This is a genomic window from Burkholderia sp. IMCC1007, from assembly GCF_027257875.1.
Classification (GTDB): Bacteria; Pseudomonadota; Gammaproteobacteria; order Burkholderiales; family Burkholderiaceae; genus Burkholderia.
The window spans coordinates 17134-42652 of record NZ_JAPVQY010000001.1; the positions used below are offsets into that span (position 1 = coordinate 17134).

Sequence of the window (25519 nt, forward strand, 5' to 3'; positions counted from 1 at the left end):
GATGGATACCGGTTCCGTCTCGAGCGCCATGCCGGCGGCCGGCGCAAGCCGTCCGGCCCGCATCGCGTCGCGCACGCTGGACACGGCGATGCGCTGGATCGAATACGTGTCGGCGGCGGTGCTGGCCGCCGACGTGCTGGTCGTGTTCGTGTCGGTCGTCTTTCGCTATTTCCTGCACGATCCGGTCGACTGGGCTGAGGAGGTCGCGAGCGCGCTGATGATCGTGCTGGTGTTCTTCGGCGCGGCGACGGTGCTGGGACGCAGCCAGCACGTCGGCATCGACCTGTTCCGCCGCCGGCTGCCGGCAAACTGGCAGCGCGCGCTCGTGCAGATCGGGCACTGGATCGTCGCGGCGGTGTCGCTGAACCTGCTGGTGTCGTCGTGGCAACTGCTCGGCGATTCGTACGGCCAGCTGACCACCGGCGGCCTGCCGGGCTGGATCAACGTGTATCCGATGATGTTCGGCGCACTGTTCATGAGCGTGTTCGCGCTGGCGAACGCATTGAACGCGCCGCGCCGCCGCGTGATCGGCACGCTCGCGTGCTGCGCGATGCTCGCGGGCGCCGTGTACGGCTGGAATGCGCTGCAGCCGGAGCATCCGATCGCACCGGGCGCGCTGCTGATCGCCGGCTTCGTCGGCGGGCTCGTGCTGGGCGTGCCGATCGGCTTCGTGCTCGCGTTCTCCGCGCTGCTGTATTTCCTCGCCGATCCGACGCTGCCGCTGCTCGTCTACTCGCAGCAGGTGATGGCCGGCGCCGATCACTTCGTGCTGCTCGCGGTGCCGTTCTTCGTGCTCGCCGGCTTGCTGATGGAGTCGAACGGGATGTCGGCACGGCTCGTCGAATTGCTGCTGCGGATGTTCGGACGCGTGCGCGGCGGCCTCGGGCTGATCGTGATCTTCGCGACGGCGTGCTTTTCCGGCGTATCGGGTTCGAAGCTGGCCGACATCGCGGCAGTCGGCGGCGTCGTGATGCCGGCCGTGCGCCGCGCACGCCAGGACCCGGACGAAACCGCGGCGCTGCTCGCGTGCAGCGCGGTGATGGCCGAGACGATTCCGCCGTGCGTGAACATGATCATCATGGGTTTCGTCGCGAACATCTCGATCGCGGGGCTGTTCCTCGCGGGGATCGTGCCGGCGGCCGTGCTGGCCGCGTCGCTGGCCGTCGTGACCGTGATCTGCGGACGCCGGATCGACATCGACGCGGTGTTTGCCGAGCGTCGCGCATGGCTGCCGCTCGCGGGCGGCGCGCTCGTCGCGCTGATCATGGTCGCGATGATCGGCAAGGGCGTGACGTCGGGCATCGCGACGTCGACGGAAGTGTCCGCGTTCGCGGTGGTCTATGCGCTGGTGGTCGGCTGGGCGGCGTTCCGCGAATTGTCGTGGCGCTCGGTCGGCCGCGTGTTCGTGCGTGCGGCGTCGATGGCGAGCGGTATCCTGTTCATCGTCGCGGCGGCGTCGAGCGTGTCGTTCGCGCTGTCCATCGAGCAGATTCCGGCGCGCGTCTCGGGCACAATGACCGCGTTCGCCCATCAGTACGGCTCGACGGCATTCCTGCTGCTGGCGGCGCTGCTGATGATCGTGTTCGGCGCGGTACTCGAAGGCGCGCCCGCGCTGATCATCTTCGGGCCGCTGCTCGCGCCGATCGCGCTGCAGCTCGGCATCAACCCGCTGCACTTCGGCACGGTCGTGGTGGTGGCGATGGGGCTTGGATTGTTCGCGCCGCCCGTCGGGCTCGGCCTGTTCACGACCTGCGCGATCACGGGCACCGAGCTCGGGCGCGTTGCGCGGCCGATGGTGAAATACCTGCTGGTGCTGTTCGCCGCCCTGGTGGCGCTGATCTTCGCACCGGCGTTTTCGTTGTGGCTGCCGGCCCATTTCGGCCTGTAGCCCGTTCAATGCAAGACGACATGAGTACGATTCAGGACGTGGCCCGTCATGCGGCCGTTTCGGTCAGCACGGTTTCGAACGTGCTCAACGGCCGCACCGATCAGATGAAGCCGGAGACGCTCGAACGCGTGAAGGCGTCGATGGACGCGCTGCAATACCGGCCGAGCACGCTCGCACGCCAGCTCAAGACGGGGCAGACGCCGCTCGTCGGGCTGCTGGTGCCGTCGATGGCCAATCCGATGTACGGCTACATCGCGCGCGAGATCGAAGCGTGTGCGCAGGAGCAGTACGGTCATCGCGTGCTGATCGGCAACACGTATCGCGATGCCGGCAAGGAGGCGTCGTTCTTCGACGACCTGTTCGCGCACGGCGTGCGGCGCGTGATCGTGATTTCGTCGCTCGCCGACGAAAGCCACCTCGAGCGCGCGGCCGAACGCGGGATGACGGTGGTCAGCTACGACCGCCGCGCGACGCCCGGCGAGCAATCGCGGGTCGATCACGTGACGGCCGACAACGAGGCGGCCGCGCGGCTCGCGACCGGCTGCCTCGTGGCCGCCGGCCATACGCGGCTCGCGTTCGCGACGGTGGCCGGCATCACCGTGAGTCGCAGCGACAAGATTCGCGGCTTTCTGTCGGTGGCGCGCGATGCGGGCGTCGACGCGCGCGTGCTCGACGGCGGTCCGGCGAACGAATACGGCGACGCGGTGATCGTCGACGTCGGTCGCGCGCTCGGCGCCGCGCTCGCGGCCGACCCGGCGCGGCCGACCGGCATCGTCGCGGTCAACGACCTGTTCGCGCTCGGCCTGATGGCCGGGCTGCGCGACGGCGGCTTGCGGGTGCCCGACGATGTGTCGGTCGTGGGGATGGACGGTCATTTCCTGTCGGCGATCTCGTCGCCGGCACTGACCACGGTGCAGTTGCCCGTCCCCGACATGGCCGCGGAGATGGTGCGCCGCGTGATGCGGCACGACGGCGATGCGTCGGCGGGGCCCGGGCAGTGCGTGTTTGCGGGCGTCACGCTCGTGGAACGCGCGTCGGTTGCGCCGCCGCCGCATGCGCATGCGGTCGGCGCTGACGGAGGTCGGGCATGACGCGCGTCTACGTCACGCATCCGTCCGGGATGCTCGATCACTACTTTGGCGCGAAGGCGCTGCGCGCGCTGCGGGCGATCGCGGACGTCACGTGCAATCCGCTGGACCGCGAACTCGGCACGGACGAGCTGATCGCCGCCGCGCACGAATGTGACGCGATCATCGCGTACCGGCAGACGCCGGCGCCGCGTGCGTTGTTCGACGGGTTGCCCGCGCTCGCCGCGTTCCTGCGCTGCGCCGTCGACATCCGGACCGTCGACGTCGCCGCGGCGAGCGCATCCGGCGTGCTGGTCACGCAGGCGAGCCCCGGCTTCGGGCCGGCCGTCGCCGAATGGGTGATCGGCGCGATGATCGACCTCGCGCGCGGCATCGGCGGCTATGCGAACGCGTACCACCGTGGCGCACCGCCGGTGCCGCTGATGGGCCGCGAATTGCGCGGCAGCACGCTCGGTGTGGTCGGCTATGGGCAGATCGCGCGCCGTCTCGCGCCGGTCGCGACCGCGCTCGGGATGCGCGTGCTGGTGAGCGACCCATACGTGCGGGTCGACGCACCGCCGCTCGAACAGGTCGATTGGGCGACCTTGCTGCGCGACGCCGATTACGTCGTATGCCTCGCGCCGGCGACGCCGGCGACCGCGAACCTGTTCGATGCGCGCGCGTTCGCCGCGATGAAGCCCGGTGCGTGTTTCGTCAATGCGTCGCGCGGCGAGCTCGTCGACGAGCAGGCGCTTGCCGATGCGCTCGACGGCGGCCGGCTGGCCGGTTGCGCGCTCGATGTCGGCCGTGCGGCGGACCAGATGCCGACGCCCGCGCTCGCCGCGCATCCGCGCGTGATCGCCACACCGCATATCGGCGGGCTCACGCGGCCGGCGGTCGAGCATCAGGCGCTGGAGACGGTCGAGCAACTCGCCGCGCTGCACGCCGGGCGCGTGCCGAATGGCGCGGTCAACGCCGCACATGCGACGCGACTCGAACGCTGGCGTTCGGCGGACACGTCCGCCGTGCGGGGCGGCGCATGATGACGCGCGACGACGGCGGCATGCAGACCTCGCACGCGTGCGATTGCCATATCCACATCTACGACGATGCATATCCGCTCGCGCCGACAGCGACGTTTCGTCCGCCGCACGCGCCGGTGGATGCGTATCGGCGCGTGCAACAGGCGCTGGGTGTTGCGCGCGTCGTCGTGGTGCAGCCGACCGGCTATGGCTTCGACAACCGCTGCACGCTCGCGGCGCTGGCCGCGCTCGGCCCGCAGGCGCGGGGCGTGGCGACGGTGCCGGCCGACGTGCCGGATGCCGAACTCGAGCGGCTGCACGCGGCGGGTATCCGCGGTGCGCGGTTCATGACGTTGTCGGGCGGCACGTCGCGATGGGACGAACTGGACCGGCTGGCCGCGCGGATCGCGCCGCTCGGCTGGCACATCGACCTGCAGCTCGACGGCCGCACGCTGCCGGACGTCGAGCCGGCCCTGGCGTCGCTGCCCGCGCGCATCGTGATCGATCACACGGGCAAGTTCCTGACACCGGTCGCACCCGACGCGCCCGCATTCGTCGCGCTGCGGCGGCTGCTCGATCGCGGCCACGTGTGGGTGAAGCTGTCCGCGCCTTACGAAACGTCGCGATCCGGTGCGCCGGGTTATGACGACGTTGCACGCCTCGCGACCGTGCTCTCGCGCGAGCATACGGCGCGCTGCGTGTGGGGCAGCAACTGGCCGCACCCGAACGCGTCGCCGCTGCCGGACGATGCGCACCTGCTCGGCTGGCTGCACGCATGTACGGCGGACGATGCGGCGGCCCGCGCAATTCTCGTCGACAATCCGGCGGTGCTGTACGGATTCGATACGGGCGCCGCGAGCGGGCCCGCGACGTAACGCGCGGTTGGCCGGCCGCGCGGGCCGTTTCGATCGCAGGCGAGCGATCCTGACCGAGCGCGGCGAATCGCGCTAGTGGTCACATCCTTATTGTTCTGAACGCGAACCTGATCGCGGCCGGCCAGCATCGGCTGATTCCGGTTTGCTAGCCGCGGTGTGAGTGTGGAGCGGGGCAGGCAACGCAGCGGAAGGTGAAGCGATGCGCGCGAACCTGATCGTGGCCGGCCAGCATCGGTTGATTCCGGTCCGCGAGCCGCGGTGTGCGTGCGAAGCCCGGCAGGCAACGCAGCGGAAGGTGAAGCGACGCGGGGGCCCGGCGGAGCGTATCCGCCGGGCCCCCGCGCGTTGTGGATCAGTGCGTGATCGACAGGAACAGATAGGCCGCGAACAGCGCCAGGTGCACGACGCCGTGCAGCACCGTCGTGCGCCCCTGACTGAGGGTGAGCGTACTGACCAGTAGCGTGAGGGCCAGCAGCACGGTTTCCATCGCGCCGATGCCGAGCGTGAGCGGCTGGCCGACCCAGATGAACACGGCCGCGACGGTCGGGATCGTGAGCCCGATGCTCGCGAGCGCCGAACCGAGCGCGAGATTCATGCTGGTCTGCAGGCGGTTCGCGCGTGCGGCCGTGACGGCAGCCAGCCCTTCGGGCAGCAGCACGAGCGCGGCGATCACGATGCCGACCGCGGCTTCGGGCGCCCCCAGCTTCAGCACCGCATGCTCGACGGCCGGCGAGAGCAGCTTCGCGAGCAGCACGACCGCGACGAGGCTCGCGAACAGCAGCACCATGCTGACGACCGCGGTGCGGTTGCTCGGTGCCGCCGCGTGCACCGTTTCGTTCGCGCTGTCGTGCGCGGCAAGGAAATAGTCGCGATGGCGCACGGTCTGCACGAACACGAAGGCGCCGTACAGCACGAGCGATGCGACGCCCGCGAACGCGAGCTGCGATTTCGAAAAGAACGGGCCCGGCGCGGCGCTCAGATAGTTCGGCATCACGAGCGACAGCACCGACAGCGACGCGAGCACCGCGAGCGCCTTGCTCGCGCCGCGCCCCTGGAAATCCTGTTCGCCGTGCTTCCACGCACCGACCAGCAGGCAGATGCCGACGATCCCGTTGCAGATGATCATCACCGCGGCGAACACGGTATCGCGCGCGAGGCCCGACTTCTCGGGGCCGGCGCCGAGCATGACCGACACGATCAGCGCGACTTCGATGATGGTCACGGCGACCGCGAGCACGAGCGTGCCGAACGGCTCGCCGACGCGGTGCGCGACGACTTCGGCGTGATGGACGGCGGCGAACACGGCGCCGGCGAGGGCGGCGGCGAACAGCGCGATGACGAGGCCTTCGGCCGGCACGACGCGCGACAGCGCGAGTACCAGCCATGCGGCAAGCGGGGCCCAGAGGGTCCAGCGCGGGAGCTGGTTGGACGAGAGCGGCATGGACGGTTTCCTATGCGAGTGGCGGCGCGCGACGCGCCGTCACGGGTTGACGAAGCCCGGCCGGATGATCCGCCGAACGAGGACGATGAAACGGATGAGCGGGTGCTGCGTGGGTTCGCCGCGATGACGCGGCGAGGGGCGCGGGCGGGCCGAAGCCCGTCGCTGGGTGAAACTGAAACGGCCCGATGCGGGCGGCCGCCGATCGCGCGGTGCCGGCACGTGACGAGCTGCAAACCCGCGATGCGACCCCGGATGGATGATGGGCGATCGCGGGCAGCAGTGGCGTGACATGCAGTTTCCCCGTGAAATCCGGCGGTTTGTCGAATTTTATCAGGCGTTCGGGGGCTACTATCTCACATTAGATCGCTTTCATTGACCTTTCGGTTTGCAAAAAGTGCCCTGACCGTTCGATTTTTTTGCTTTGCAGTTTCCGTAACGGTCTATTGCACGACAAATTCGGGCTCGCCCTGACATAAATCTACCGACCGGTCGGTTTATAATCGCTCGCACTTTCACTTCATGACGGATCGCAAGCGATGGCTGTTTCTTCTGCACATTCGGTGAATACGGGCGCGCTGGCGCAGTCGGCGGTCGTCGGCGTGATCGGCGCGGGCGCGATGGGCGCGGGCATCGCACAGGTCGCGGCGGCCGCCGGCCATACGGTGCTGCTGTACGACCTGAACGAAGCCGCGTGCGACAAGGCGCTCGCCGGGATCCGCGCACAGTTCGCGCGGCTCGCGGAGAAAGGCCGGATGGCGCCCGCGCAGGCCGACGCGGCGGGCAGCCGGATTCGCGCGGTGCGCGCGCTGGCCGATTTCGCGGGCGCCGCGCTGATCGTCGAGGCGGCGGCCGAGCGGCTCGACGTGAAGCGCGAGATCTTCGCGACGCTCGAACGCCACGTCGACGATACCTGCGTGCTGACGACCAACACGTCGTCGATCTCGATCACGTCGATCGCGGCCGGGCTGCGCGCGCCGCAGCGCGTGGCCGGTCTGCATTTCTTCAATCCGGCGCCGCTGATGGCGCTCGTCGAGGTGGTGAGCGGGCTCGCCACGGCGCCCGAGGTCGCGCAGGCGCTGTACGACACCGCGGCCGCGTGGGGCAAGCAGCCGGTGATGGCGAAATCGACGCCGGGCTTCATCGTGAACCGCGTCGCGCGCCCGTATTACGCGGAGGCGCTGCGCGTGCTGAACGAACAGGGCGGCACGCCGGCGTCGATCGACGCGGTGATGCGCGACGCCGGCGGCTTCCGGATGGGGCCGTTCGAGCTGATGGACCTGATCGGCCACGACGTGAACTTCGCGGTGACCGAATCGGTGTTCCGCGCGTACTTCAACGACCCGCGCTACACGCCGTCGCTGATCCAGCAGGAGCTCGTGAACGCCGGTTTCCTCGGGCGCAAGTCCGGGCGCGGCTTTTATTCGTATGCGGACGGCGCGAGCCCGCCCGCGCCCGATCTCGAACCGCCGCGCGACGCGCCGGCCGACGTCGCGCTGTTCGCGCAGGAAGGCCCGGCTGCCGCGCTGCTGGCGCGCCTTGCCGAGCGCAGCGCCGGCGCGCGGCAGAACGGCGCGCACGCCGACGAACTGCTCGCCGTGGCCGGCCGCGCATCGATCGCGCTGACCGACGGTCGCACCGCGACGGTGCGCGCCGCGCAAACCGGCGTGGCCGATCTCGTGCTCGTCGATCTCGCGCGCGATTACGCACAGGCCGGGCTCGTCGCGCTCACGCGCGCACTGCAGTGCAGCGACGCGGCGTATGCGGATGCGGTCGGCCTGTTCCAGCAAGCGGGTTTCCGTGTCGTCGGCATCGCCGACGTGCCGGGCATGGTCGCGATGCGCACCGTCGCGATGCTCGCGAACGAGGCGGCCGACACGGTCAACCAGGGCGTGTGCTCGCCCGCCGATCTCGATCTCGCGATGGAGAAGGGCGTGAACTACCCGCGCGGCCCGCTCGCGTGGGCCGATGCGATCGGCATCGGCCGCGTGCATCGCGTGCTGTCGAACCTGGCGGCGAGCTACGGCGAGGACCGCTATCGCGTGTCGCCGCGCATCGCCGCGCTGCACGCGGCCGGCCGCACGTTCCGGTCGTAGCCGCCGGCCCCGTTACTTCGAATCCGACAACGACATCACTCCACTGGAGGAGCACCCCGATGACCCACCCGACGCATCCTGCCGCCGCGCTCGAGCCGATCGAGACCGCCAGCCGCGACGAACTGCACGCGCTGCAGCTCGACCGCCTCAAATGGTCGCTGCGCCACGCGTACGACAACGTTGCGCACTATCGCCGGACGTTCGACGCGGCGGGCGTGCACCCCGACGACCTGAAGTCGCTCGCCGATCTCGCGAAATTCCCGTTCTCGACCAAGAACGACCTGCGCGACAACTACCCGTTCGGGCTCTTCGCGGTGCCGCGCGAGCAGGTCGTGCGCGTGCACGCGTCGAGCGGCACGACCGGCAAGCCGACGGTGGTCGGCTACACCGCGCGCGACATCGACACGTGGGCGAACGTGACCGCGCGTTCGATCCGCGCGGCCGGCGGCCGCCCGGGCGACACGCTGCACAACGCATTCGGCTACGGGCTCTTCACGGGCGGCCTCGGGATTCACTACGGCGCCGAACGGCTCGGCTGCATGGTCGTGCCGATGTCGGGCGGGCAGACCGAGAAGCAGGTGCAGCTGATCCGCGATTTCGAGCCGAAGATCATCCTCGTCACGCCGTCGTACATGCTGAACCTGATCGACGAGATGGTGCGGCAGGGGATGGACCCGGCCGAGTCGTCGCTGAAGATCGGCATCTTCGGCGCGGAGCCTTGGACGCAGGCGCTGCGCGACGAGGTGGAGACGCGCGTGGGCATCGACGCGCTCGACATCTACGGGCTGTCGGAAGTGATGGGCCCGGGCGTCGCGTGCGAATGCGTCGAGACGAAGGATGGCCCGGTGATCTGGGAAGACCACTTCTATCCGGAAATCATCGACCCCGTGACCGGCGAAGTGCTGCCCGACGGCAGCGAAGGCGAGCTGGTGTTCACGTCGCTGACGAAGGAAGCGATGCCGGTGATCCGCTATCGCACGCGCGACCTCACCGCGCTGCTGCCGCCGACCGCGCGCGCGATGCGCCGGCTCGCGAAGATCACGGGCCGCTCCGACGACATGCTGATCGTGCGCGGCGTGAACGTGTTCCCGAGCCAGATCGAGGAGATCGTGGTCGCGCAGCCGAAGCTGTCGGGGCAGTTCCAGGTCACGATCTCGCGCGACGGCCACATGGACCGCCTCGATCTCGCGGTCGAACTGCGTTCCGAGGCCGTCGCGAGCGTGACCGACGGCGAGCGTGCGGCGATCGCGCGCGAGGTGCAGCACCGGATCAAGACGATGATCGGCGTGTCGGCCGGCGTGACGGTGCTCGCCGCGGGCGGCATTCCGGCCAGCGCGACGGGCAAGGCGCGCCGCGTGATCGATCGCCGGCATGCGGCCTGAGCGTGTCCGTTCCCTGTTCTACCCCGAGGAAACCTGTTCGATGGATGGATTGAAGACCCTGGCCGTCGCCGTCGATGCGCGCGGCACGGCGACCGTCGCGCTGCAGCGCGGCGACGTGCTCAACGCATTCGACGAGACGATGATCGCCGAGCTGACCGACGCGTTCACGACGCTCGGCCGGCGCGACGACGTGCGCGCGATCGTGCTGCGCTCGGACGGCCGCGCATTCTGCGCGGGCGCCGACCTGCAGTGGATGCAGCGCGCGAGCGCGAACGATGCGGCCGCGAACCTGCGCGACGCGGAGCGGTTTGCCGCGATGATGCGCGCGATCCGACAGTGTCCGAAGCCGACGGTCGCGCGTGTGCAGGGCCACGCGTTCGGCGGCGGCGTTGGCCTGTGCGCGGCCTGCGACATCGTGATCGCGAGCGATCACGCGCGCTTTTCGGTGAGCGAGGCGCGTTTCGGGATCCTGCCGTCGGTGATCGGCCCGTATCTGGTCGAAGCGGTCGGCCAGCGCCAGGCGCGCCGGCTCGCGCTGACCGCGACTCAGCTCGCGGCCGGCGAAGCCGTCGCGATCGGGCTGATTCATCAGGCGGTGCCGCTCGATGCACTCGACGAAGCGCTCGACAAGACGCTCGCCGAGCTGAGCCGCAACGGCCCGCACGCGCTGATGGAGATCAAGCGCTTTTTCGACGCGATCGGCGAGTACCCGCCGTCGGACGAGCGCGCGGCCTTCACCGCGCAGACGATCTCCCGCGTGCGGGCGACGCCGGAGGCGAAGGAGGGCTTCGCCGCATTTTTCGCGAAGCGGCCGCCGGCATGGGAGCCGGGCGCCGAGTAGCGGTGCGGCAGCGGTCTGCGGCGAGGGGCCTTGCGGGGCGTTGCGAGGGTGTGGCGGGCATCGTGCGCACGGGCCGAGATTTGCGTCTCGGGCGCCGGCGCTTGCTCTACAATGCGTGACCTCCGGCGCACCGCCGGCCCAGCCCCGACTGCTTCTTCGCTCCGATGATCGTCAACCGCCTTATCTCCGAGATCCTGTTCGGCTTCACCGGCCTGATCGGCATCATCAACCCGATCGGCATTGCGTTCCTGTTTCTCGAACGCACGGAGGCGCTGACCGAGCACGAGCGGAACCTGCTCGCGAAGAAGGTGGCGTTCAACGGGTTCATCGTGCTGCTGGTCGCGTTCTTCGCCGGCACGCCGGTGCTGCATTTCTTCGGGATCTCGATGGAAGCGCTGCGGATCGGCGGCGGCTTCGCGGTCGCGGTGGCGGGCTGGCAGATGCTGAACGAGCCCGACGGCCCGGGCGGCGGCGGCGATACGCCCGTCAAGCCGATCGATGCGGGCGCGATCATGACCCGTGCGTTCTTCCCGCTGACCGTGCCGCTGACGGTCGGCCCCGGCTCGATCGCCACCGCGATCGCGCTGAACGCGAACCGCACGCACAAGCTGTCGGAGTTCATGCTGTCGAGCATCGTGTCGATCGCGGTTTCCGCGCTCGTCGCGGTCGTGATCTGGCTGACCTACAGCCGCGCCGCGCTGCTCGCGCGCTATCTCGGCTCCGAAGGCACGAAGGTCGCGAAGCGCGTGTCGGCGTTCCTGCTGCTGTGCATCGGCGTGCAGATCATGCTGACCGGCTTCTCCGAATTCCTGCAGCCGCTCGCCGAACAGATCAAGTAACCGATTCGTCCTTCGACGCGTGGCCTGGCGGGCGCCACTACGCGTCCGGATGACCGGCTTCTCCGAATTCCTGCAGCCGCTCGCCGACCAGATCAAGTAACCGGTTCGTCCTTTGACGCATGGCCCGGCGGGCGCCACTACGCGTCCGGATAATCCGCGCCGCGCGACACGTCGGCCCAGCCGTCCCGAAGCTCCCGGAGCGCCCGACGCGCCCGCAGCGCCAGATGCCCCCGATGCGCGAGGCATGCACCGGGCGCAGCGATACGCGTTTGCGCGCTGCGGGATACCATGCGACGTCTGGCGGATGCGCGCCGCACCGTTCGTGCCCGGTGCACTGAACCGCGGCGGCGCGCATCCGGCCGCAATCCCCACTTCAATGACGAGGCGTGCAATGGAATACGTAAAATTCGGGTCGACCGGGATGGACGTGTCGAAGCTGGTGCTGGGTTGCATGACGTTCGGCGAGCCGACGCGCGGTACGCATCCGTGGACGCTGCCGGAAGCGGAAAGCCGCCCGATCATCCAGCGCGCGGTAGAGGCCGGCATCAACTTCTTCGACACCGCGAACATGTATTCGGACGGCACGTCCGAGGAGATCGTCGGCCGCGCGCTGCGCGACTTCGCGAAGCGCGACGAGGTGGTGATCGCGACCAAGGTGTTCTACCGGATGCGCCCGGGGCCGAACGGCGCGGGGCTGTCGCGCAAGGCGATCATGACCGACATCGACCAGAGCCTGAAGCGGCTCGGCACCGACTACGTCGACCTGTACCAGATTCACCGCTGGGACTACGGCACACCGATCGAGGAGACGCTCGAAGCGTTGCACGACGTCGTGAAAGCCGGCAAGGCGCGCTATATCGGCGCGTCGTCGATGTTCGCGTGGCAGTTCGCGAAGGCGCTGTACACGTCCAAGCAGAACGGCTGGACCCGCTTCGTCAGCATGCAGAATCACCTGAACCTGCTGTATCGCGAGGAGGAACGCGAAATGCTGCCGCTGTGCGAAGCCGAGGGCATCGCGGTGATTCCGTGGAGCCCGCTCGCGCGCGGCCGGCTCACGCGCAACTGGGACGAATCGACCGGCCGGCAGCAGCTCGACGACGTCGGCCAGCGGCTGTACGACGCGACGGCCAATGCGGACCGGGCGATCGTCGAGGCGGTCGCGGCGATCGCCGCCGCGCGCAACGTGCCGCGTGCGCAGGTCGCGCTCGCGTGGGTCGCGCACAAGCGCGGCGTGACCGCGCCGATCGTCGGCATCTCGAAGCCGCACCATCTGGACGACGCGCTCGGCGCACTTCAGTTGAAGCTGACGGACGATGAAATCGCGACGCTCGAACGCCCGTACGTGCCGCACGCGGTGGCCGGGTTCAACTGAGCGACGCCGGCGGGCGAGGTCGCTGCGCGGCGTTCAGCGCGCGGCGGCGAGCATCGGGTAGGTGAACAGCCCGAAGTGGATGACGTTCAGCCCCGCATGCGCGAGCGCGGCCGCGAGCAGTCCGCCGCGCTGCCACGCGAGGCCGTAACCGACGCCGGCCACCGTGCCGAGCACGATCCACGGCCAGCCGCCGGCCGCGTGCGCGGCGCCGAACAGCACCGCGCCGATCGCCAGCGCTGCCCACGGCCCCCACGCGAAGCGGCCGAGCATGCGCGTCAGCCCGCCTTGCACGTAGCCGCGGAACAGCGCTTCTTCGGCGAGCGTCACGAGCAGCACATTGTTGACGAGCCACATGCCGCCCGACGCCGGCCATTTCGGCGCCCAGCCGACCATCCCGAACAGACGCGCGCCGGCCAGGCAGGCCGCCGCGGTCGCGACGGCCGCCACGGCGCCGGTGCGCAGCGCGCGCGACAGCGGGACGTCGGGCGCGACCCACGGCAGCACCCACAGCAGCCACAGGCCGGCGAGCGGCTTGTCGAAATTCAGGTACATCGTGAACGGCACGGCATCCGGCGTGAACCGCGTCGGCTCGATCACGCGCGGATTGTGGAAGCCGGGGAGCAGGTGCAGGCTCAGCGCGATCGCGAGCGCGGCAAAGAGCGCGTGCGCGGCGATGCGCACGGCGAGCGGACGCCCGGGCAACACGCCCCAGGCGGCCGCGATCAGCAGCGCGAACGGCGCCAGCGTGATCGGCGCGAGCTGGCCGAACGCCAGTGCGCCCGCATAGCCGAGCGCGGCGACGCCGATGCTCAGGCCGTGCAGCGGGCGATGCCACGCGAATGCGGCGGCCGCGAACAGGGCGAGCCAGATCGTGGCACACGGAAGGAGCGAAAGGGACATGACGGGAAAAGGGATGGGCGGGCGGGACGCCGCGCATCATACAGCAGGTGCCGTGTCACGCCACCCGAACGGCGGCGGCCGGACAGGCTGCCCGTCGGGTATCAGCCGCCGGCGCTTTCGGTGACGCCGCCGCGGCGCGGGATGTCGACGCTGTTGCGCACGCGCATCCGCCGCCGGTACCAGAACGTCCACAGCAGCAGGCAGCTGAATACCGTGTAGCCCATGACCGGCGACACGACCAGCACGCGCTCGACGGGCCAGCTGACGACCATCCACCAGCGCACCAGCATCTCCGCCGTCATGAAGCCGCCCCACACGAACGTCATCAGCCGCAGCATCTGCCGCAGCCGCGGCTGCGCGTCCCAGACGGCTTCGAAGTGCGCGGCGCCGCCGTCCATCTCGCGGGCCACGGTGGCGCGGGCGAGATAGAAAATCAGCGGGCGTTCGCGGAACAGCGACAGCAGAAATACGACGCCGATCGCGCCGGACCCGAGCGATTCGCGCATCAGCAGCGTGCGCGGACTGCCGCCGAACGCCATCCCGATGATCGACAGCGCGATGCCGAACAGCACGATGGCCGCCACCGCGTCGACGCGGCGCGAGCGGATGAATTCGACGATCGACCAGATGATTGGCGGGACCGCCGACGCGTACAGTGCGCCGGTTTCCCCAAAGTACGGATGCGCGACCCGGTATGCGACCCAAGGCAGCAGCAGATTGACGACGAGTTCGAGAATCAGGCCGGCTCGTGGTTTCACGGGAGCGGGCGCGCGGGTAGCGCGCTTAGCGGTAATGTGGTTTCGAGTATATCGAAGTCGGACCCCGTGTGGCGGACGTCGCTCGTTACATACGCATCAAAAACGGGCGCGAACGCACGCCGGCCGGGCGGATGCGCGACGCCGGCGGCGCGCGGCCCGGTTCGCGGCCGGCGTGCTCGTCATGCAGGCATCATGCACGTGTCATGCGGTTGCCGGCTGGACGATGATCTTCACGTTCCGGTCCTTGTGGTTGACCAGTTCCTCGAAGCCGTGCGTGACGATGTCGCCGAGCGCGATGCGCCCGGTGATCAGCGGCTGCACGTCGATGCGGCCGTCCGCGATGAAACGGATCACGTCCGCGAATTCGCCGTTGTACGCGAGCGAGCCGATCACTTCCTTCTCGGTCGACACGATGTCGAAGAAGTTGAACGACGTCGGCTCCTCGAAGATGCCGACCATCACCGACTTGCCGGCCTTGCGGATCACGTCGATCGCGAGCTTCGCGGTGGCCGTGTGCCCGATGCACTCGAACGACACGTCGGCGCCGTAGCCACCCGTCAGCGCCTTGACCTCCGCGATCGCGTCGGACGACTTCGGGTCGATCACGACCGTTGCGCCGACTTCGAGCGCCTTCTGCTTGCGCGCGGCCGACATTTCCAGCGCGATCACGCGGCCGGCGCCCGCGGCCTTCGCGCACATGATCGTGCAGAGGCCGATCGTGCCGGCGCCGACCACGACGACCGTCTGCCCGACGATGTTGCCGGCCTTCTTCACCGCGTGCAGCCCGACCGCGAGCGGTTCGATCAGCGCGCCGGCTTCCGTCGGGAAGTTCTCGGGCAGCCGGTACAGCAGTTCGGCCGGCACGTTCACGTATTCGGCGAATGCGCCGTTGTTCATCAGGCCGGTGAACGCGAGGTTCTCGCAGATGTTGTACAGCCCGTGCGTGCAGTACCAGCACTTGCCGCAATGCTGGCACGCGTCGGCCGTCACGCGGTCGCCGAGCGCGAAGCCCGTCACGCCCGCGCCCAGCGCCGCGATTTCGCCGCTGAATTCGTGGCCGAGGATGCACTGGCCCTTCAGGCCCGTCAGCGGATGCGGGGCGTCGACGGGAATGAACACCGGCCCTGCGACGTATTCGTGCAGATCCGAGCCGCAGATCCCGCACCAGTGCACGCGGATCTGGACCCAGCCGGCCGGCGGGTGGGCCGGAACGGGAACCTCTTCGACGCGGATGTCGCGGCGGCCGCGCCAGACGGCGGCCTTCATGCTCGGTGCGGTGTTCGGTGCCGGTGTGCTCACGTTCGTGTCTCCGTCAGGTTGTCGTCGGGCGCGGGGCAAGGGCCACCGCGTCCGTCGCGCGATTGCGCGAGCGACCGATATGCAGGAACGGGGCCACCGTGAATGGGCGGCTCGGCGGCGATGAGATAAGGTGTTTGATGTGCGGCGCAGCAAGTCGATTGACGGCGATGGATGAAGATCGAGGCGAAATTGCGCGCCGAATTTGCTGCACTTGCGAAATTCGGCTTCAGTGAGACGGCGGGACATTCGTCTCACCGATATGAGACGAATTCCGAGACACCCCGCGTGAGACGCGTGCACGGGCATCCCGACCGATTGCCGCGATCGGCGAAACGCATCGTTGCGCAAGCTTCCCCTTTACTTGAAGTTAACTTCAATTTGTATCATTTGCGGTGATGCGATTGGGTTCCGTGCGCGGCGGATTGGCAACGGAGCGCAGCGTGACTGGCTCGTCGGCTGCCCCCGGGTTGGTCGAGCCGCCGTCGCGAGCGTCGCGCCAGCGTTGAACGTCTGGAAGCGGATCGGCGTGATCGTCGACGCGTTCGGTTGCCCACTCGGCTCCGCGCTGCTGCACGAACTGCCATAAGGACGCCCCGCGCCGCGCCATTCACATGAAACCACTCGCCAAGCATGCCTGACACCCTGGATAGCCTGACCTGCGAAGAAGATCTGCCATGCGTTGTGTCGACATCCCGCGCGCACGACACGATACCGCTGCCCGGAGATGATCTCGGACCTTCGGCGGCCTGCGAGGCCTTCGACCGTACGTCCGCGCCGAAACACGCCGCGGCGGCACGGTCGCCGTTGCGGCCGCAACTGTTCGTCACGGTGCTGGAGGCGGGGGACGACGCCCTGCTGGTGCGCTGGGTCGACAGCGGGCGCTGCCACTACGGCGAGCAGCGGTGGCGCTTGCGCGTGGCGCTGATGGCCGGCCGCTGCGCGATCTCCGGACAGCCGATCGAGCCGGGCGAGCCCGTGTTCCGGCCGGTGCGGCGGCCGGTGCCGGCGAACGGCGACGAGATGATCTGTCCGGCGTCGGTGCCGGGCATGGACGGCGCGGCGCGGGCCGGCGTGCCGGAGCCGGGCCACGACGCGACGGATCCGGCCGGCCGCTGCCGAGCGCCGCCTGCTTGACGCAATCGCCGCCGTATCGATGGACGGCCACGCGCTCGACATCGCAGGCTGAACGCCGGCCGGCCGCGGTTGCGCGTTACTTGAGATCCTTCCGGTACTGGATGAACCCCGCGTTGTTCGCGAGCCTGTCGTACAGCGCGCGGGCGGTCGTATTGGTTTCGTGCGTGAGCCAATACACGCGGCTCGCGCCGGCTTCGCGGGCGCGTTCGTACACGGCCTCGATCAGCGCGCCGCCCGCGCCTTGTCCGCGTGCGTCGGCCGCCGTGTACAGATCCTGCAGGTAGCAGTACGGCCCTTCGGTCCAGCACGAGCGGTGGTAGATCGCGTGCACGATCCCGACCAGCGCACCCGACGCATCGAATGCGCCGAGCACGAACATCGGCTCGTCGGGATCCATCAGCCGCGCCCACGTGGTCGCGACCACCGCGTCGCTCAGCGCGGTCTCGTAGAACTTCTGATAACCCTGCCACAGCGGCCGCCATGCGGCTTCGTCGGCGGCGACGAGCGGGCGCACCGTGACGCGCGTCGCATCGTTCGCGCGGCCGGCCGCGTCGCGAGCCCGCGCCTGCGCGTGGCGGATCGCGATCAGCGATTCGCGCTGCGCGCCTTGCGCGTCGAAGTTCTCCGGCGCGAGCCACGCTTCGAACGCGGCCCGCACGGCCGGCCATTCGCCGTCGATGATCGAGAACCACGCGGTGTCGCGATTGCGGCCCTTGTAGACGAGCGCCTGCCGGAACGTGCCTTCGTAACGGAAACCGAGCCGCGCGGCCGCCTTGCGCGACGGCTCGTTGAGGTCGTCGCACTTCCATTCGTAGCGCCGGTAGCCGAGCGTGTCGAACGCGTATTTCATCAGCAGGTACTGCGCTTCGGTCGAGATCGGCGTGCGCTTGAGCAGCGGCGAGAACGTGACGGACCCAACCTCGATCACGCCGTTGGCCGGATCGATGCGCATCAGCGCGAGCGTGCCGACCGCGCGGTTCGTCGCGCGGTCGATCACCGTGTAGTGCAGCGGATCGGCGCTCGCCGCCGCGCCGCGCGCGTAGTCGCGGTAGCCCGACTCGTCGGCGTACGGGCCGTGCGCGAGATAGGTCCAGTCGCTGCCGTCGGGCGCCTGCGCGTAGGCGGCGTACAGGTCGGCCGCGTGGCGATCGGCGTCGAGCGGCTCGAGCCGGCAGTAGCGGCCTTCGATCACGATGCGCTCGGGGCGCGGGCGGGCGGACCAGCCCGGAACGGGTTGGCCGATGGGCTGCTGGAAGGCGTTGGTGAGCGTGGACAAGGTCGATCTCGCTTCGGTTGGCGGCCGGCGACATGCCGGCATGCAGACGATCGTAGTCGCGGCGAGGTACCATGAGAAGCGCCAGACTACGCTGAATTTATGGTGCCACGAGGATGGCACGAAGGTGCCACGACGGCGCCGCCCCGATGGTGCGATCCCCGACACTTCCACGCCGCGATCCCGATGACGACTGCCCTTCCTTCCGGCGACGCGCCGCTGTTGCCGCTCGACGCGCCGCTCGCGCGCACGGCCGGCGCGCCTTCGCTGCAGCGTCAGTTGCTGCGCCGCGTGCGCGACGCGATTCTCGGCGGCGCGATGCCGGCCGGCACGCGGCTGCCCGGCACGCGCGCGTTGGCCGAGACGCTCGGCGTGTCGCGCAACACGACGGCGGCCGTCTACGAGCAGCTCGTCGCCGAAGGCTTCCTGCAATCGGACCGTCGCGGCACGCGGGTGGTCGGGCTGTCGCGGCCGGCCGCGCCGCGTCGCCGGGCCGCGCCGCCGGCCGTCGCGGAGCGGCTCGGGCGGATCCGTCCGAGCCTGATCGGCAGCGGCGAGTCGGAGGGGTTCCGGCCGGGCGTGCCCGCGCTGTCGCATTTCCCGGTGGACGCGTGGCGGCACGCGATCGACCGCGCGCTGCGTCGCGAGGGCCGCGACCTGCTCGCGTACGGCGATCCGCTCGGCGAGCGCGCGCTGCGCGAATCGATCGCGCGCCATTTGGCCGTGACGCGCGGCGTGCGCTGCGATCCCGAGCAGATCGTGATGACGGAAGGCGCGCAGGGCGCGATCGCGCTGTGCGCGCAGTTGCTGACGAACCCCGGCGACACCGTCTGGGTCGAGGAGCCCGGCTATCGCGGCGCGCGCAGCGCGATGCAGGCGGCCGACCTCGACGTCGTGCCGATGCCGGTCGACGCGGAGGGGCTGCGCGCGGAAGACGCGGACTGGCGCGAACGGACGCCGCGGCTCGTCTATACGACGCCGTCGAACCAGTTCCCGACCGGCGCGGTGCTGTCGATCTCGCGCCGGCTTGCGCTGATCGACGCCGCGCGCCGGCATCGCGCATGGATCATCGAGGACGATTACGACAGCGAGTTCCGCCACACCGGCGAGCCGATCGGCGCGCTGCACGGGCTCGCCGCCGATTCGCCGGTCGTCTATCTCGGCTCGTTCAGCAAGACGATGTTCCCGGCGCTGCGAATCGGTTTCCTGGTGCTGCCCGACGCATTGCTGGCCGCGGTGCGGCCGGCGCTGCCGGAGATGCTGCGCGGCGGCACGCGGCACGTGCAGCTCGCGCTCGCCGATTTCATCGAGACGGGGGAATACGGGCGGCATCTCGGGCGGATGCGCCGGCTGTATCGCGACCGGCGGCGCTCGCTGCTCGCGGCGCTCGACGAAGCATTCAGCGTGCCGCATCAGGTCGAGGGCGGGCCGTGCGGTCTCCATCTGGCGCTGCGGCTGCCGGCGCGCTATCGTGACCGTGCGATCGTCGAGGCGGCGCGTACGCACGGCATCGGGCCGTTCCCGCTGTCGGGGTTTTCGATCCATCCGACATCGGCGGCCAACGGGCTCGTGCTCGGGTTCGGCAATACGTCGGCCGATGCGTTCGCGCCGATGCTGCGGACGTTGTCGGCGATCGCGCATCGGGTCGCCGGAGATTGAGCTGGCGCGGCGCGCGTCGATTCCGGCGACGCGCTATTTCCTCAGCATCTCGAGCACTTCGTCGACCATCGGGTGATGTCGGTTCGTGTTCCATACCGCGGCCGCCGTCACGACCGTCACCTTTTCCTTCAACGGCCGGACGACGACGTTCTCCGGCGCAAGCTTGCGCACCGACGCCGGCACGAGCGCGACGCCCTGGCCGCAGCCGACGTAAGCAACCTGCGACGTCACCGAACGCACTTCGTGAATCACGCGCGGCGTCAGTCCGTGCGTGCGGCAGACGGACGTCAGCATGTCGAAGTAGACGGGGCTCACTTGCCGCGACGACATGATCAGCGGCTCATCCATCAGTGCGCGCAGCCGCACCGTCGACATGGCCGCCAGCGGATGTTCCCTCGGCAGCGCGACGGCCAGCCGATCCTCGGCCAGCGGCATCGTCGCGATGCCGTTCGCGACCTCGCCGTCAACGCGCGCGAACGCCAGATCGAGCTCACCGGCTTCCAATGCCGGAATCGCGTCGACGCTGTCGATCTCGTTGACGAACACGGTCAGGTTCGGATGCGCGCGCTTGAGTGAGTCCAGTAGCGGCGGAACGGTGTCGAGCATCGCGGACGTGATCGCGCCGACGTGCAGCACGCCGGACTGTCCGGCCGCGACTTCGCGCACGACGCGTTGCAGCCGTTCGGCCTGAGCGGCAAATTGCCGGACGGCCGGCAGGATCGCGGCGCCCGCCGGGCTCAGTTGCGTTCCCTGGCGCGAGCGGTAGAACAACTGGATCTTCAGCGATTGCTCGAGCACCTTGATCTGCTCGGTCAGCGGCGGCTGCGACATGTTCAGCCGCTTCGCCGCCCGCCCGAAATGCTGCTCCTCGGCGACGGCGAGAAACATCCACAGCTGCCGAATCAGCCGGTAGTCGATCGTATTGTTCATGGCGGGGCACCCGGGATGAGATTGCGCGCACGCGGCGGCGGCGCACGGGCTACGGCGCGCCATTATGGGGCCGGCCATGCCACGAGGCCACGCTTTCCGTGATCCTGAAAGCGTATCACGCAGATACGAAATACGAAATTTACATACCACGCTGCCGAGGCGACGATTGCGGCACTTGTCAACCGGGATCAGCGTGATGAACCAGCCTTCCATTCTCGAGCGCCTTGCATCGCTCGACACGAACACCGTATCCGACGCACTCGACTTTCTCGGCCTGCCCGGGGCGACGGTCGGCCTGCGTCCACTGTGGAACTGCCCGAAGGTCGTCGGGCGTGCCAGCACCATTCAGCTCGGTCCGAAGACCGATGCCAAGCCGACCGTGCACCTCATCTCGCCGGTGGTCGATGCCGTCACGACGGACGATCGCGTGCTGGTGATTGCCGGCGGCGCCGATGGCATTTCGTGCTGGGGCGACATCCTGGCCAATGCGGCGAGCGCGAAGCGGATCCGCGGCTCGGTGATCGACGGCTTGAGCCGCGACATCGAGGGCAGCGAAGCGCTCGGCTATCCGGTGTACGGGCGCGGCGTCACGATGATCAGCGCGCGCAACCGCGTGGTGCAGATCGCTTCCGGCACGCGGGTGCAGATGGGAGGCGTGACGGTGAATCAGGATGACTACGTGATTGCCGACCGCTGCGGCACGGTCTTCGTGCCGGCCGATCGCATCGACGACGTGCTCGATCTCGGCGAGCGTATCGCGACGCGGCAGGCCGGCATGGTCGCCGCCGTGCGCGCCGGCCGCTCGGTCGCGGACGTGATGCACGACACGGAATTCGAAGCCATTGCGGTGCGCTGAACGCCGATCCTGATCCCGGAGTATTTGATATGACGAATTCACGCAAGGCCACGGCCGACGACCAGGAACCGATCGCGCTGTTCGAAGGGCTCGATACGCCCGGCGTGTCGGACGCGATGGACAAGCTCGGGCTGCACGGACAGGCGCTCGGCATCATGCCGCTGGCCGATTACACGAAGGTCGTCGTCGGCCCCGCATTCACGGTCAAGTACGTGCCGGCCAGCGTGCCGCCCGGCACCGTCGGCGACTTCATCGACGACGTCGCGCCAGGCGATGTCGTCGTGATCGACAACGACGGCCGCACCGACTGCACGGTGTGGGGCGACATCATGACCCAGTACGCGGGGCTGCGCGGCATCGCGGGCACGGTGATCGACGGCGTGTGCCGCGACGTGAACAAGGCGCTCGGCGACCACTATCCGCTGTTCACCGCAGGCCGCTTCATGCGGACCGGCAAGGACCGCGTGCAGGTCGAAGCGGTGAACGCGACGGTCGCGATCGGCACCGTGCGCGTGACGGCGCGCGACATCGTCGTCGCGGATGCGAATGGCGTCGTGATCGTGCCGCGCGGCCGTGCGCGGGAAGTGGCGCAGGTCGCACGCCAGATCGAAGAAGTCGAATCGCGCATTCGCGAACAGATCGCGCAGGGCAAGACCCTGGGCGATGCGCGTGCGGCGCTCGGCTATCACACTCTGCAAAGCAAGGCCTGAACGATGAACGCGACTCATACATACGACGCGGCGCTACTGGAGCGGGCGCGCACGCTTGGAACCTCCACGCTGTTCGAGGCCTCGGGCCTGGCGACCAGCGCCGTCGATCCGATCATCCGCACGGTGTGGCCGGGCGCGTCGGTCGCTGGCCCCGCGTATCCGCTCGAGTGCTCGCCCGGCGACAACCTCGCGATTCATATCGCGATGGAGCAGGTGCCGCGCGGCAGTGTGCTCGTCATTTCGACCGGCGGCTTCGTTGCCGGGTACTGGGGCGAAGTCTTGACGGTGGCCGCGGAAGCGGCAGGCGTGGCCGGCCTGATCATCGACGGCGGCGTGCGCGATATCGCGGCGCTGGTGGCCCGCCGTTTCCCCGTGTTCACGCGTGGCGTGTCGATGCGCGGCACGATCAAGGCGAGCGCGCCGTCGGTGGGGCAACCGATCAGCTTCGCGGGAACGCCGGTGGCGGCCGGCGATCTGGTCGTGGCCGACGACGACGGCGTGCTCGTGATTCCGGCCGCACACGTCGACGCGACGCTGACTGAGGGGCAGGCGCGCGCCGACAAGGAAGCGAAGATGATGGACGCGTTACGCGAAGGGCGCAGCACGCTCGAGCTGATGGGGCTGACGCGCGGGAGGAACGGGCAATGAGCGCGCCGATCGACACGCTGAACCGCTTTCTCGCCGCCGCTCGCCCGTCGGCGACCTACAAGGTGATGGATCGCGTGGCCGCCCGGCGCGCGAGCGGCGCCGCGGTGATTTCGCTGAGCGCCGGCGAGCCGGATTTCGACACGCCCGAGCACGTGCGTGAAGCCGGGATCGCCGCCATCCGCGCGGGCCACACGCGCTACACGCAGGTGGCCGGGCTGCGCGCGCTGCGCGAGGCGATTGCCGACAAGTTCCGCCGCGAGAACGGGCTGCAGGTGGACTGGCGCGACACGCTCGTATGCAGCGGCGGCAAGCAGGTGATCTTCAACGCGCTCGCGGCGACGTTGAACGAGGGCGACGAAGTGATCGTCCCGGCGCCGTACTGGGTCAGCTATCCGGAGATCGTGCAGGTGTGCGGCGGCCGGTCCGTCACCGTCGCATGCGGCGCGGAATGCGGCTTCAAGCTCACGCCGGATGCGTTGCATGCGGCGATCACCCCGCGCACGCGGTGGCTGATTCTCAACTCGCCGTCCAATCCGACCGGCGCCGTGTACAGCCGTGCGGAACTGCAGGCGCTCGCCGACGTGCTGCTCGCGCATCCGCATGTGCTGGTGCTGTCCGACGACATCTACGAGCACCTGATTTTCGACGGCATGGCGTTCTTCACGATCGCGCAGGTCGAACCGCGATTGCGCGAACGCGTGCTGACGATGAACGGCGTGTCGAAGGCGTATGCGATGACGGGCTGGCGTATCGGTTTCGGCACCGGGCCGCGATGGCTGATCGATGCGATGGAAAAGTTGCAGGGACAACAAACGTCCGGTGCGTCGACGATCTCGCAGTACGCCGCGCTGGCAGCGTTGACGGGGCCGCAGGATTTCATCGCGCATTCGCGCGTCGCGTTCGAGCGTCGCCGCGATCTGGTCGTCGAGCAACTCAATCGGGCGCCGGGCCTGCGATGCGACATCCCGCAGGGCGCGTTCTATGCGTTCGCGTCGTGCGAGGCGTTGATCGGCAAGACGACGCGGGCGGGTACGCGTCTCGACAGCGACGAGGACGTGGTGAACGCGTTGCTCGACGAAGCAGGCGTGGCGACCGTGCATGGCAGCGCCTTCGGGTTGGACCCGTATATCAGGATTGCCTACGCGCTGGACGACAAGTCGTTGCTGCGCGCGTGCGCCGCGGTCCAGGATTTCTGCCGGACGCTGGCGGGCTGAGCGCCGTTGTCCGGTATCTGCGTCCGGCCGCGGTCGCGCGTGTCGTGCCGAGGCCGGCATACGTCATCTTTACTCGGGATTCGATCAGATGCGTGATGAGTTTTCCCAGTCGCGGTTCTCGTTCGCCGTACGCGGCACCGCGCTGGACGTTTCGGCCATTCATCGCGACGGCGACGGCGCGCCCGTCGTGTTCCTTCACGGCTTCGGCTCGACGAAGGAGGATTACGCGGACATCGTGCGTCATCGCGAATTCGACGGCCGGCCTTTCGTCGTGTACGACGCGCCCGGTTGCGGGGAAACGCAGTGCGCGGACCTGTCGAAGATTTCGATTCCGTTCCTCGTCGACACCGCGTTGCAGGTGATCGACCGGATCGGCTTCGCACGCTTCCACCTCGTCGGACATTCGATGGGCGGGCTGACGGCGCTGATGCTCGCGCATCGGCATCCGGAGCGCGTGCTGAGCTTCGTCGACATCGAAGGGAACATCGCGCCCGAGGATTGCTTCCTGAGCCGACAGATCGTCGATCATCCGCGCGACAGCGCCGAGCGCTTCTTCGACGATTTCATCGACCGGACCCGCCACGCACCGGCGTACGCGAGTGCGCTGTACTCGGCCAGCCTGCGTCACAAGGTACGGGCCGAAGCGGTCGGCGGGATATTCCGCTCGATGGTCGACCTCTCCGACAACGGCGACCTGATGCGCAAATTCCTCGGTCTGCCGTTCCCGCGGATGTTCATGTATGGCGAACAGAACGCGTCGCTGTCGTACTTGCGCGCGATCGAGGCAGCGGGGGTTGTGCTGTCGGAGATTCCCGATTGCGGTCACTTCCCGATGTACTCGAATCCGGTGCCGATGTGGAAGGCGATCGCGGCGTTTCATGCGCGACGCAACTGACATGTGCGCGGATCGAGCCCGACGCTCACGCCGACGATTCCTTCAGTCGCATTGACGCAGAGCGTGCTCGAAACGCGCGGCGATTGACGGTGAATTCGGCCGGGATGAACGCGAAGAGCGCGTCGGCGATGATGACGGCCGCGTTGATCGTCTTCATGTGCATCCAGCCCGTGTTCGGCGCGCTGTCGGATCGCATCGGGCGAAAGCGCTTCCTGGTCGTGTTCGGTGTGCTGGCTACGCTCGGCACGGTGCCGGTGCTGGGGTCGCTCCGGACGATGAGCGATCCGTATTCGGCGTTCTACTGGTACGTTTCAGCGATATGCGCGTTGGCAGCAATCGCCGCGATCTCGATGCGCGATCCGAAAGAATTCGGCTATCTCCGCGACTGACCGGACCAGGATCACGCAGCTTCACGGAGAAGCG

General features: G+C 68.9%; 23 protein-coding genes. 17 read left to right on the forward strand and 6 right to left on the reverse strand.

The features are described 5' to 3' along the window. Nucleotide 1: 1 nt before the first annotated feature. Genes O1Q03_RS00095 through O1Q03_RS00110 form a run of 4 tightly spaced genes read left to right on the forward strand, consistent with a single transcriptional unit; the run spans nucleotide 2 to nucleotide 4852 of the window. Nucleotides 2-1888 carry a TRAP transporter large permease gene (locus O1Q03_RS00095; protein WP_269500959.1) on the forward strand — a complete coding sequence of 629 codons (1887 nt, stop codon included), beginning with the start codon at nucleotides 2-4 and terminating at the stop codon, nucleotides 1886-1888. Between the two features lie 8 nt (nucleotides 1889-1896). Then, nucleotides 1897-2979: a LacI family DNA-binding transcriptional regulator gene (locus O1Q03_RS00100; protein WP_269500960.1), complete on the forward strand. Its 1083-nt coding sequence runs from the start codon at nucleotides 1897-1899 to the stop codon at nucleotides 2977-2979. Beyond that, the gene (locus O1Q03_RS00105) at nucleotides 2976-3998 is read left to right on the forward strand and encodes an NAD(P)-dependent oxidoreductase (RefSeq protein ID WP_269500961.1); all 1023 of its coding nucleotides are present in this window, start codon (nucleotides 2976-2978) and stop codon (nucleotides 3996-3998) included. The genes O1Q03_RS00100 and O1Q03_RS00105 overlap by 4 nt, the downstream gene beginning before the upstream one ends. Further along, a complete protein-coding gene (locus tag O1Q03_RS00110) occupies nucleotides 3998-4852 on the forward strand; it encodes an amidohydrolase family protein (RefSeq protein WP_269501517.1) in 855 nt (284 codons plus the stop codon). Before O1Q03_RS00105 ends, O1Q03_RS00110 begins: the two co-directional genes overlap by 1 nt. Before the next feature lie 352 nt (nucleotides 4853-5204). Here O1Q03_RS00110 and O1Q03_RS00115 read toward each other — a convergent pair whose 3' ends face one another. Beyond that, nucleotides 5205-6293, reverse strand: a complete 1089-nt coding sequence (locus O1Q03_RS00115) for a calcium:proton antiporter (RefSeq protein WP_269500962.1) — start codon at nucleotides 6291-6293, stop codon at nucleotides 5205-5207. A 536-nt stretch (nucleotides 6294-6829) separates the two neighbouring features. Between O1Q03_RS00115 and O1Q03_RS00120 the strand changes: the two genes are divergently transcribed. From O1Q03_RS00120 to O1Q03_RS00140, 5 genes are all read left to right on the forward strand, one after another. Further along, nucleotides 6830-8386, forward strand: a complete 1557-nt coding sequence (locus O1Q03_RS00120; RefSeq protein WP_269500963.1) for a 3-hydroxyacyl-CoA dehydrogenase — start codon at nucleotides 6830-6832, stop codon at nucleotides 8384-8386. 59 nt (nucleotides 8387-8445) lie between these two features. Further along, nucleotides 8446-9768, forward strand: a complete 1323-nt coding sequence (gene paaK / locus O1Q03_RS00125) for a phenylacetate--CoA ligase PaaK (protein ID WP_269500965.1) — start codon at nucleotides 8446-8448, stop codon at nucleotides 9766-9768. Between the two features lie 40 nt (nucleotides 9769-9808). Continuing rightward, entirely contained in the window at nucleotides 9809-10609 is an 801-nt protein-coding gene (locus O1Q03_RS00130) for an enoyl-CoA hydratase-related protein (protein WP_269500966.1), read from the forward strand. Between the two features lie 164 nt (nucleotides 10610-10773). Then, the gene (locus O1Q03_RS00135; protein ID WP_269500967.1) at nucleotides 10774-11448 is read left to right on the forward strand and encodes a MarC family protein; all 675 of its coding nucleotides are present in this window, start codon (nucleotides 10774-10776) and stop codon (nucleotides 11446-11448) included. Nucleotides 11449-11839: 391 nt separating this feature from the next. Continuing rightward, nucleotides 11840-12820: an aldo/keto reductase gene (locus O1Q03_RS00140; RefSeq protein WP_269500968.1), complete on the forward strand. Its 981-nt coding sequence runs from the start codon at nucleotides 11840-11842 to the stop codon at nucleotides 12818-12820. Nucleotides 12821-12853: 33 nt separating this feature from the next. Here the strand turns inward: O1Q03_RS00140 and O1Q03_RS00145 are convergent, their stop codons facing one another. The 3 genes from O1Q03_RS00145 to O1Q03_RS00155 form a co-directional block, all read right to left on the reverse strand. Beyond that, nucleotides 12854-13720 (reverse strand): CPBP family intramembrane glutamic endopeptidase, encoded by an 867-nt coding sequence (locus tag O1Q03_RS00145; protein ID WP_269500969.1) that lies wholly within the window; start codon nucleotides 13718-13720, stop codon nucleotides 12854-12856. Nucleotides 13721-13821: 101 nt separating this feature from the next. After that, nucleotides 13822-14478, reverse strand: a complete 657-nt coding sequence (locus O1Q03_RS00150; protein WP_269500970.1) for a VC0807 family protein — start codon at nucleotides 14476-14478, stop codon at nucleotides 13822-13824. A gap of 201 nt (nucleotides 14479-14679) precedes the next feature. Further along, complete coding sequence (locus tag O1Q03_RS00155) at nucleotides 14680-15744, reverse strand: 2,3-butanediol dehydrogenase (RefSeq protein ID WP_269501518.1); 1065 nt, start codon at nucleotides 15742-15744, stop codon at nucleotides 14680-14682. A gap of 663 nt (nucleotides 15745-16407) precedes the next feature. On the opposite strand from O1Q03_RS00155, the gene O1Q03_RS00160 reads away from it, so the two are divergent. Beyond that, the gene (locus tag O1Q03_RS00160) at nucleotides 16408-16911 is read left to right on the forward strand and encodes a DUF3331 domain-containing protein (RefSeq protein ID WP_269500971.1); all 504 of its coding nucleotides are present in this window, start codon (nucleotides 16408-16410) and stop codon (nucleotides 16909-16911) included. A gap of 76 nt (nucleotides 16912-16987) precedes the next feature. Here O1Q03_RS00160 and O1Q03_RS00165 read toward each other — a convergent pair whose 3' ends face one another. Further along, nucleotides 16988-18187, reverse strand: a complete 1200-nt coding sequence (locus O1Q03_RS00165; RefSeq protein WP_269500972.1) for a GNAT family N-acetyltransferase — start codon at nucleotides 18185-18187, stop codon at nucleotides 16988-16990. Between the two features lie 183 nt (nucleotides 18188-18370). Between O1Q03_RS00165 and pdxR the strand changes: the two genes are divergently transcribed. Continuing rightward, nucleotides 18371-19843: a MocR-like pyridoxine biosynthesis transcription factor PdxR gene (gene pdxR / locus O1Q03_RS00170; RefSeq protein ID WP_269500974.1), complete on the forward strand. Its 1473-nt coding sequence runs from the start codon at nucleotides 18371-18373 to the stop codon at nucleotides 19841-19843. Nucleotides 19844-19876: 33 nt separating this feature from the next. Here pdxR and O1Q03_RS00175 read toward each other — a convergent pair whose 3' ends face one another. Beyond that, a complete protein-coding gene (locus tag O1Q03_RS00175; RefSeq protein ID WP_269500975.1) occupies nucleotides 19877-20773 on the reverse strand; it encodes a LysR substrate-binding domain-containing protein in 897 nt (298 codons plus the stop codon). A gap of 196 nt (nucleotides 20774-20969) precedes the next feature. Here O1Q03_RS00175 and O1Q03_RS00180 point away from each other — a divergent pair, with 196 nt between their 5' ends. The 6 genes from O1Q03_RS00180 to O1Q03_RS00205 all read left to right on the forward strand — a co-directional run bounded on the left by O1Q03_RS00180 (nucleotide 20970) and on the right by O1Q03_RS00205 (nucleotide 25485). Beyond that, a complete protein-coding gene (locus O1Q03_RS00180; RefSeq protein ID WP_269500976.1) occupies nucleotides 20970-21629 on the forward strand; it encodes an RraA family protein in 660 nt (219 codons plus the stop codon). 29 nt (nucleotides 21630-21658) lie between these two features. After that, nucleotides 21659-22339 (forward strand): RraA family protein, encoded by a 681-nt coding sequence (locus O1Q03_RS00185; protein WP_269500977.1) that lies wholly within the window; start codon nucleotides 21659-21661, stop codon nucleotides 22337-22339. 3 nt (nucleotides 22340-22342) lie between these two features. Next, on the forward strand, nucleotides 22343-22987 hold the full coding sequence (locus O1Q03_RS00190; protein WP_269500978.1) for an RraA family protein: 645 nt from the start codon (nucleotides 22343-22345) through the stop codon (nucleotides 22985-22987). Then, the gene (locus O1Q03_RS00195) at nucleotides 22984-24201 is read left to right on the forward strand and encodes a pyridoxal phosphate-dependent aminotransferase (RefSeq protein WP_269500979.1); all 1218 of its coding nucleotides are present in this window, start codon (nucleotides 22984-22986) and stop codon (nucleotides 24199-24201) included. The genes O1Q03_RS00190 and O1Q03_RS00195 overlap by 4 nt, the downstream gene beginning before the upstream one ends. 88 nt (nucleotides 24202-24289) lie before the next feature. Next, nucleotides 24290-25096, forward strand: a complete 807-nt coding sequence (locus tag O1Q03_RS00200) for an alpha/beta fold hydrolase (RefSeq protein WP_269500980.1) — start codon at nucleotides 24290-24292, stop codon at nucleotides 25094-25096. Nucleotides 25097-25200: 104 nt separating this feature from the next. Beyond that, complete coding sequence (locus O1Q03_RS00205; protein ID WP_269500981.1) at nucleotides 25201-25485, forward strand: hypothetical protein; 285 nt, start codon at nucleotides 25201-25203, stop codon at nucleotides 25483-25485. The last annotated feature ends 34 nt before the right edge of the window (nucleotides 25486-25519 follow it).

Coding starts and splice junctions, on each gene's coding strand:
- O1Q03_RS00095 (WP_269500959.1), top strand. CDS start 2: ATGGATACCGGTTCCGTCTCGAGCGCCATGCCGGCGGCCGGCGCAAGC.
- O1Q03_RS00100 (WP_269500960.1), top strand. CDS start 1,897: ATGCAAGACGACATGAGTACGATTCAGGACGTGGCCCGTCATGCGGCC.
- O1Q03_RS00105 (WP_269500961.1), top strand. CDS start 2,976: ATGACGCGCGTCTACGTCACGCATCCGTCCGGGATGCTCGATCACTAC.
- O1Q03_RS00110 (WP_269501517.1), top strand. CDS start 3,998: ATGACGCGCGACGACGGCGGCATGCAGACCTCGCACGCGTGCGATTGC.
- O1Q03_RS00115 (WP_269500962.1), bottom strand. CDS start 6,293: ATGCCGCTCTCGTCCAACCAGCTCCCGCGCTGGACCCTCTGGGCCCCG.
- O1Q03_RS00120 (WP_269500963.1), top strand. CDS start 6,830: ATGGCTGTTTCTTCTGCACATTCGGTGAATACGGGCGCGCTGGCGCAG.
- paaK (WP_269500965.1), top strand. CDS start 8,446: ATGACCCACCCGACGCATCCTGCCGCCGCGCTCGAGCCGATCGAGACC.
- O1Q03_RS00130 (WP_269500966.1), top strand. CDS start 9,809: ATGGATGGATTGAAGACCCTGGCCGTCGCCGTCGATGCGCGCGGCACG.
- O1Q03_RS00135 (WP_269500967.1), top strand. CDS start 10,774: ATGATCGTCAACCGCCTTATCTCCGAGATCCTGTTCGGCTTCACCGGC.
- O1Q03_RS00140 (WP_269500968.1), top strand. CDS start 11,840: ATGGAATACGTAAAATTCGGGTCGACCGGGATGGACGTGTCGAAGCTG.
- O1Q03_RS00145 (WP_269500969.1), bottom strand. CDS start 13,720: ATGTCCCTTTCGCTCCTTCCGTGTGCCACGATCTGGCTCGCCCTGTTC.
- O1Q03_RS00155 (WP_269501518.1), bottom strand. CDS start 15,744: ATGAAGGCCGCCGTCTGGCGCGGCCGCCGCGACATCCGCGTCGAAGAG.
- O1Q03_RS00160 (WP_269500971.1), top strand. CDS start 16,408: ATGCCTGACACCCTGGATAGCCTGACCTGCGAAGAAGATCTGCCATGC.
- pdxR (WP_269500974.1), top strand. CDS start 18,371: ATGACGACTGCCCTTCCTTCCGGCGACGCGCCGCTGTTGCCGCTCGAC.
- O1Q03_RS00175 (WP_269500975.1), bottom strand. CDS start 20,773: ATGAACAATACGATCGACTACCGGCTGATTCGGCAGCTGTGGATGTTT.
- O1Q03_RS00180 (WP_269500976.1), top strand. CDS start 20,970: ATGAACCAGCCTTCCATTCTCGAGCGCCTTGCATCGCTCGACACGAAC.
- O1Q03_RS00185 (WP_269500977.1), top strand. CDS start 21,659: ATGACGAATTCACGCAAGGCCACGGCCGACGACCAGGAACCGATCGCG.
- O1Q03_RS00190 (WP_269500978.1), top strand. CDS start 22,343: ATGAACGCGACTCATACATACGACGCGGCGCTACTGGAGCGGGCGCGC.
- O1Q03_RS00195 (WP_269500979.1), top strand. CDS start 22,984: ATGAGCGCGCCGATCGACACGCTGAACCGCTTTCTCGCCGCCGCTCGC.
- O1Q03_RS00200 (WP_269500980.1), top strand. CDS start 24,290: ATGCGTGATGAGTTTTCCCAGTCGCGGTTCTCGTTCGCCGTACGCGGC.
- O1Q03_RS00205 (WP_269500981.1), top strand. CDS start 25,201: ATGAACGCGAAGAGCGCGTCGGCGATGATGACGGCCGCGTTGATCGTC.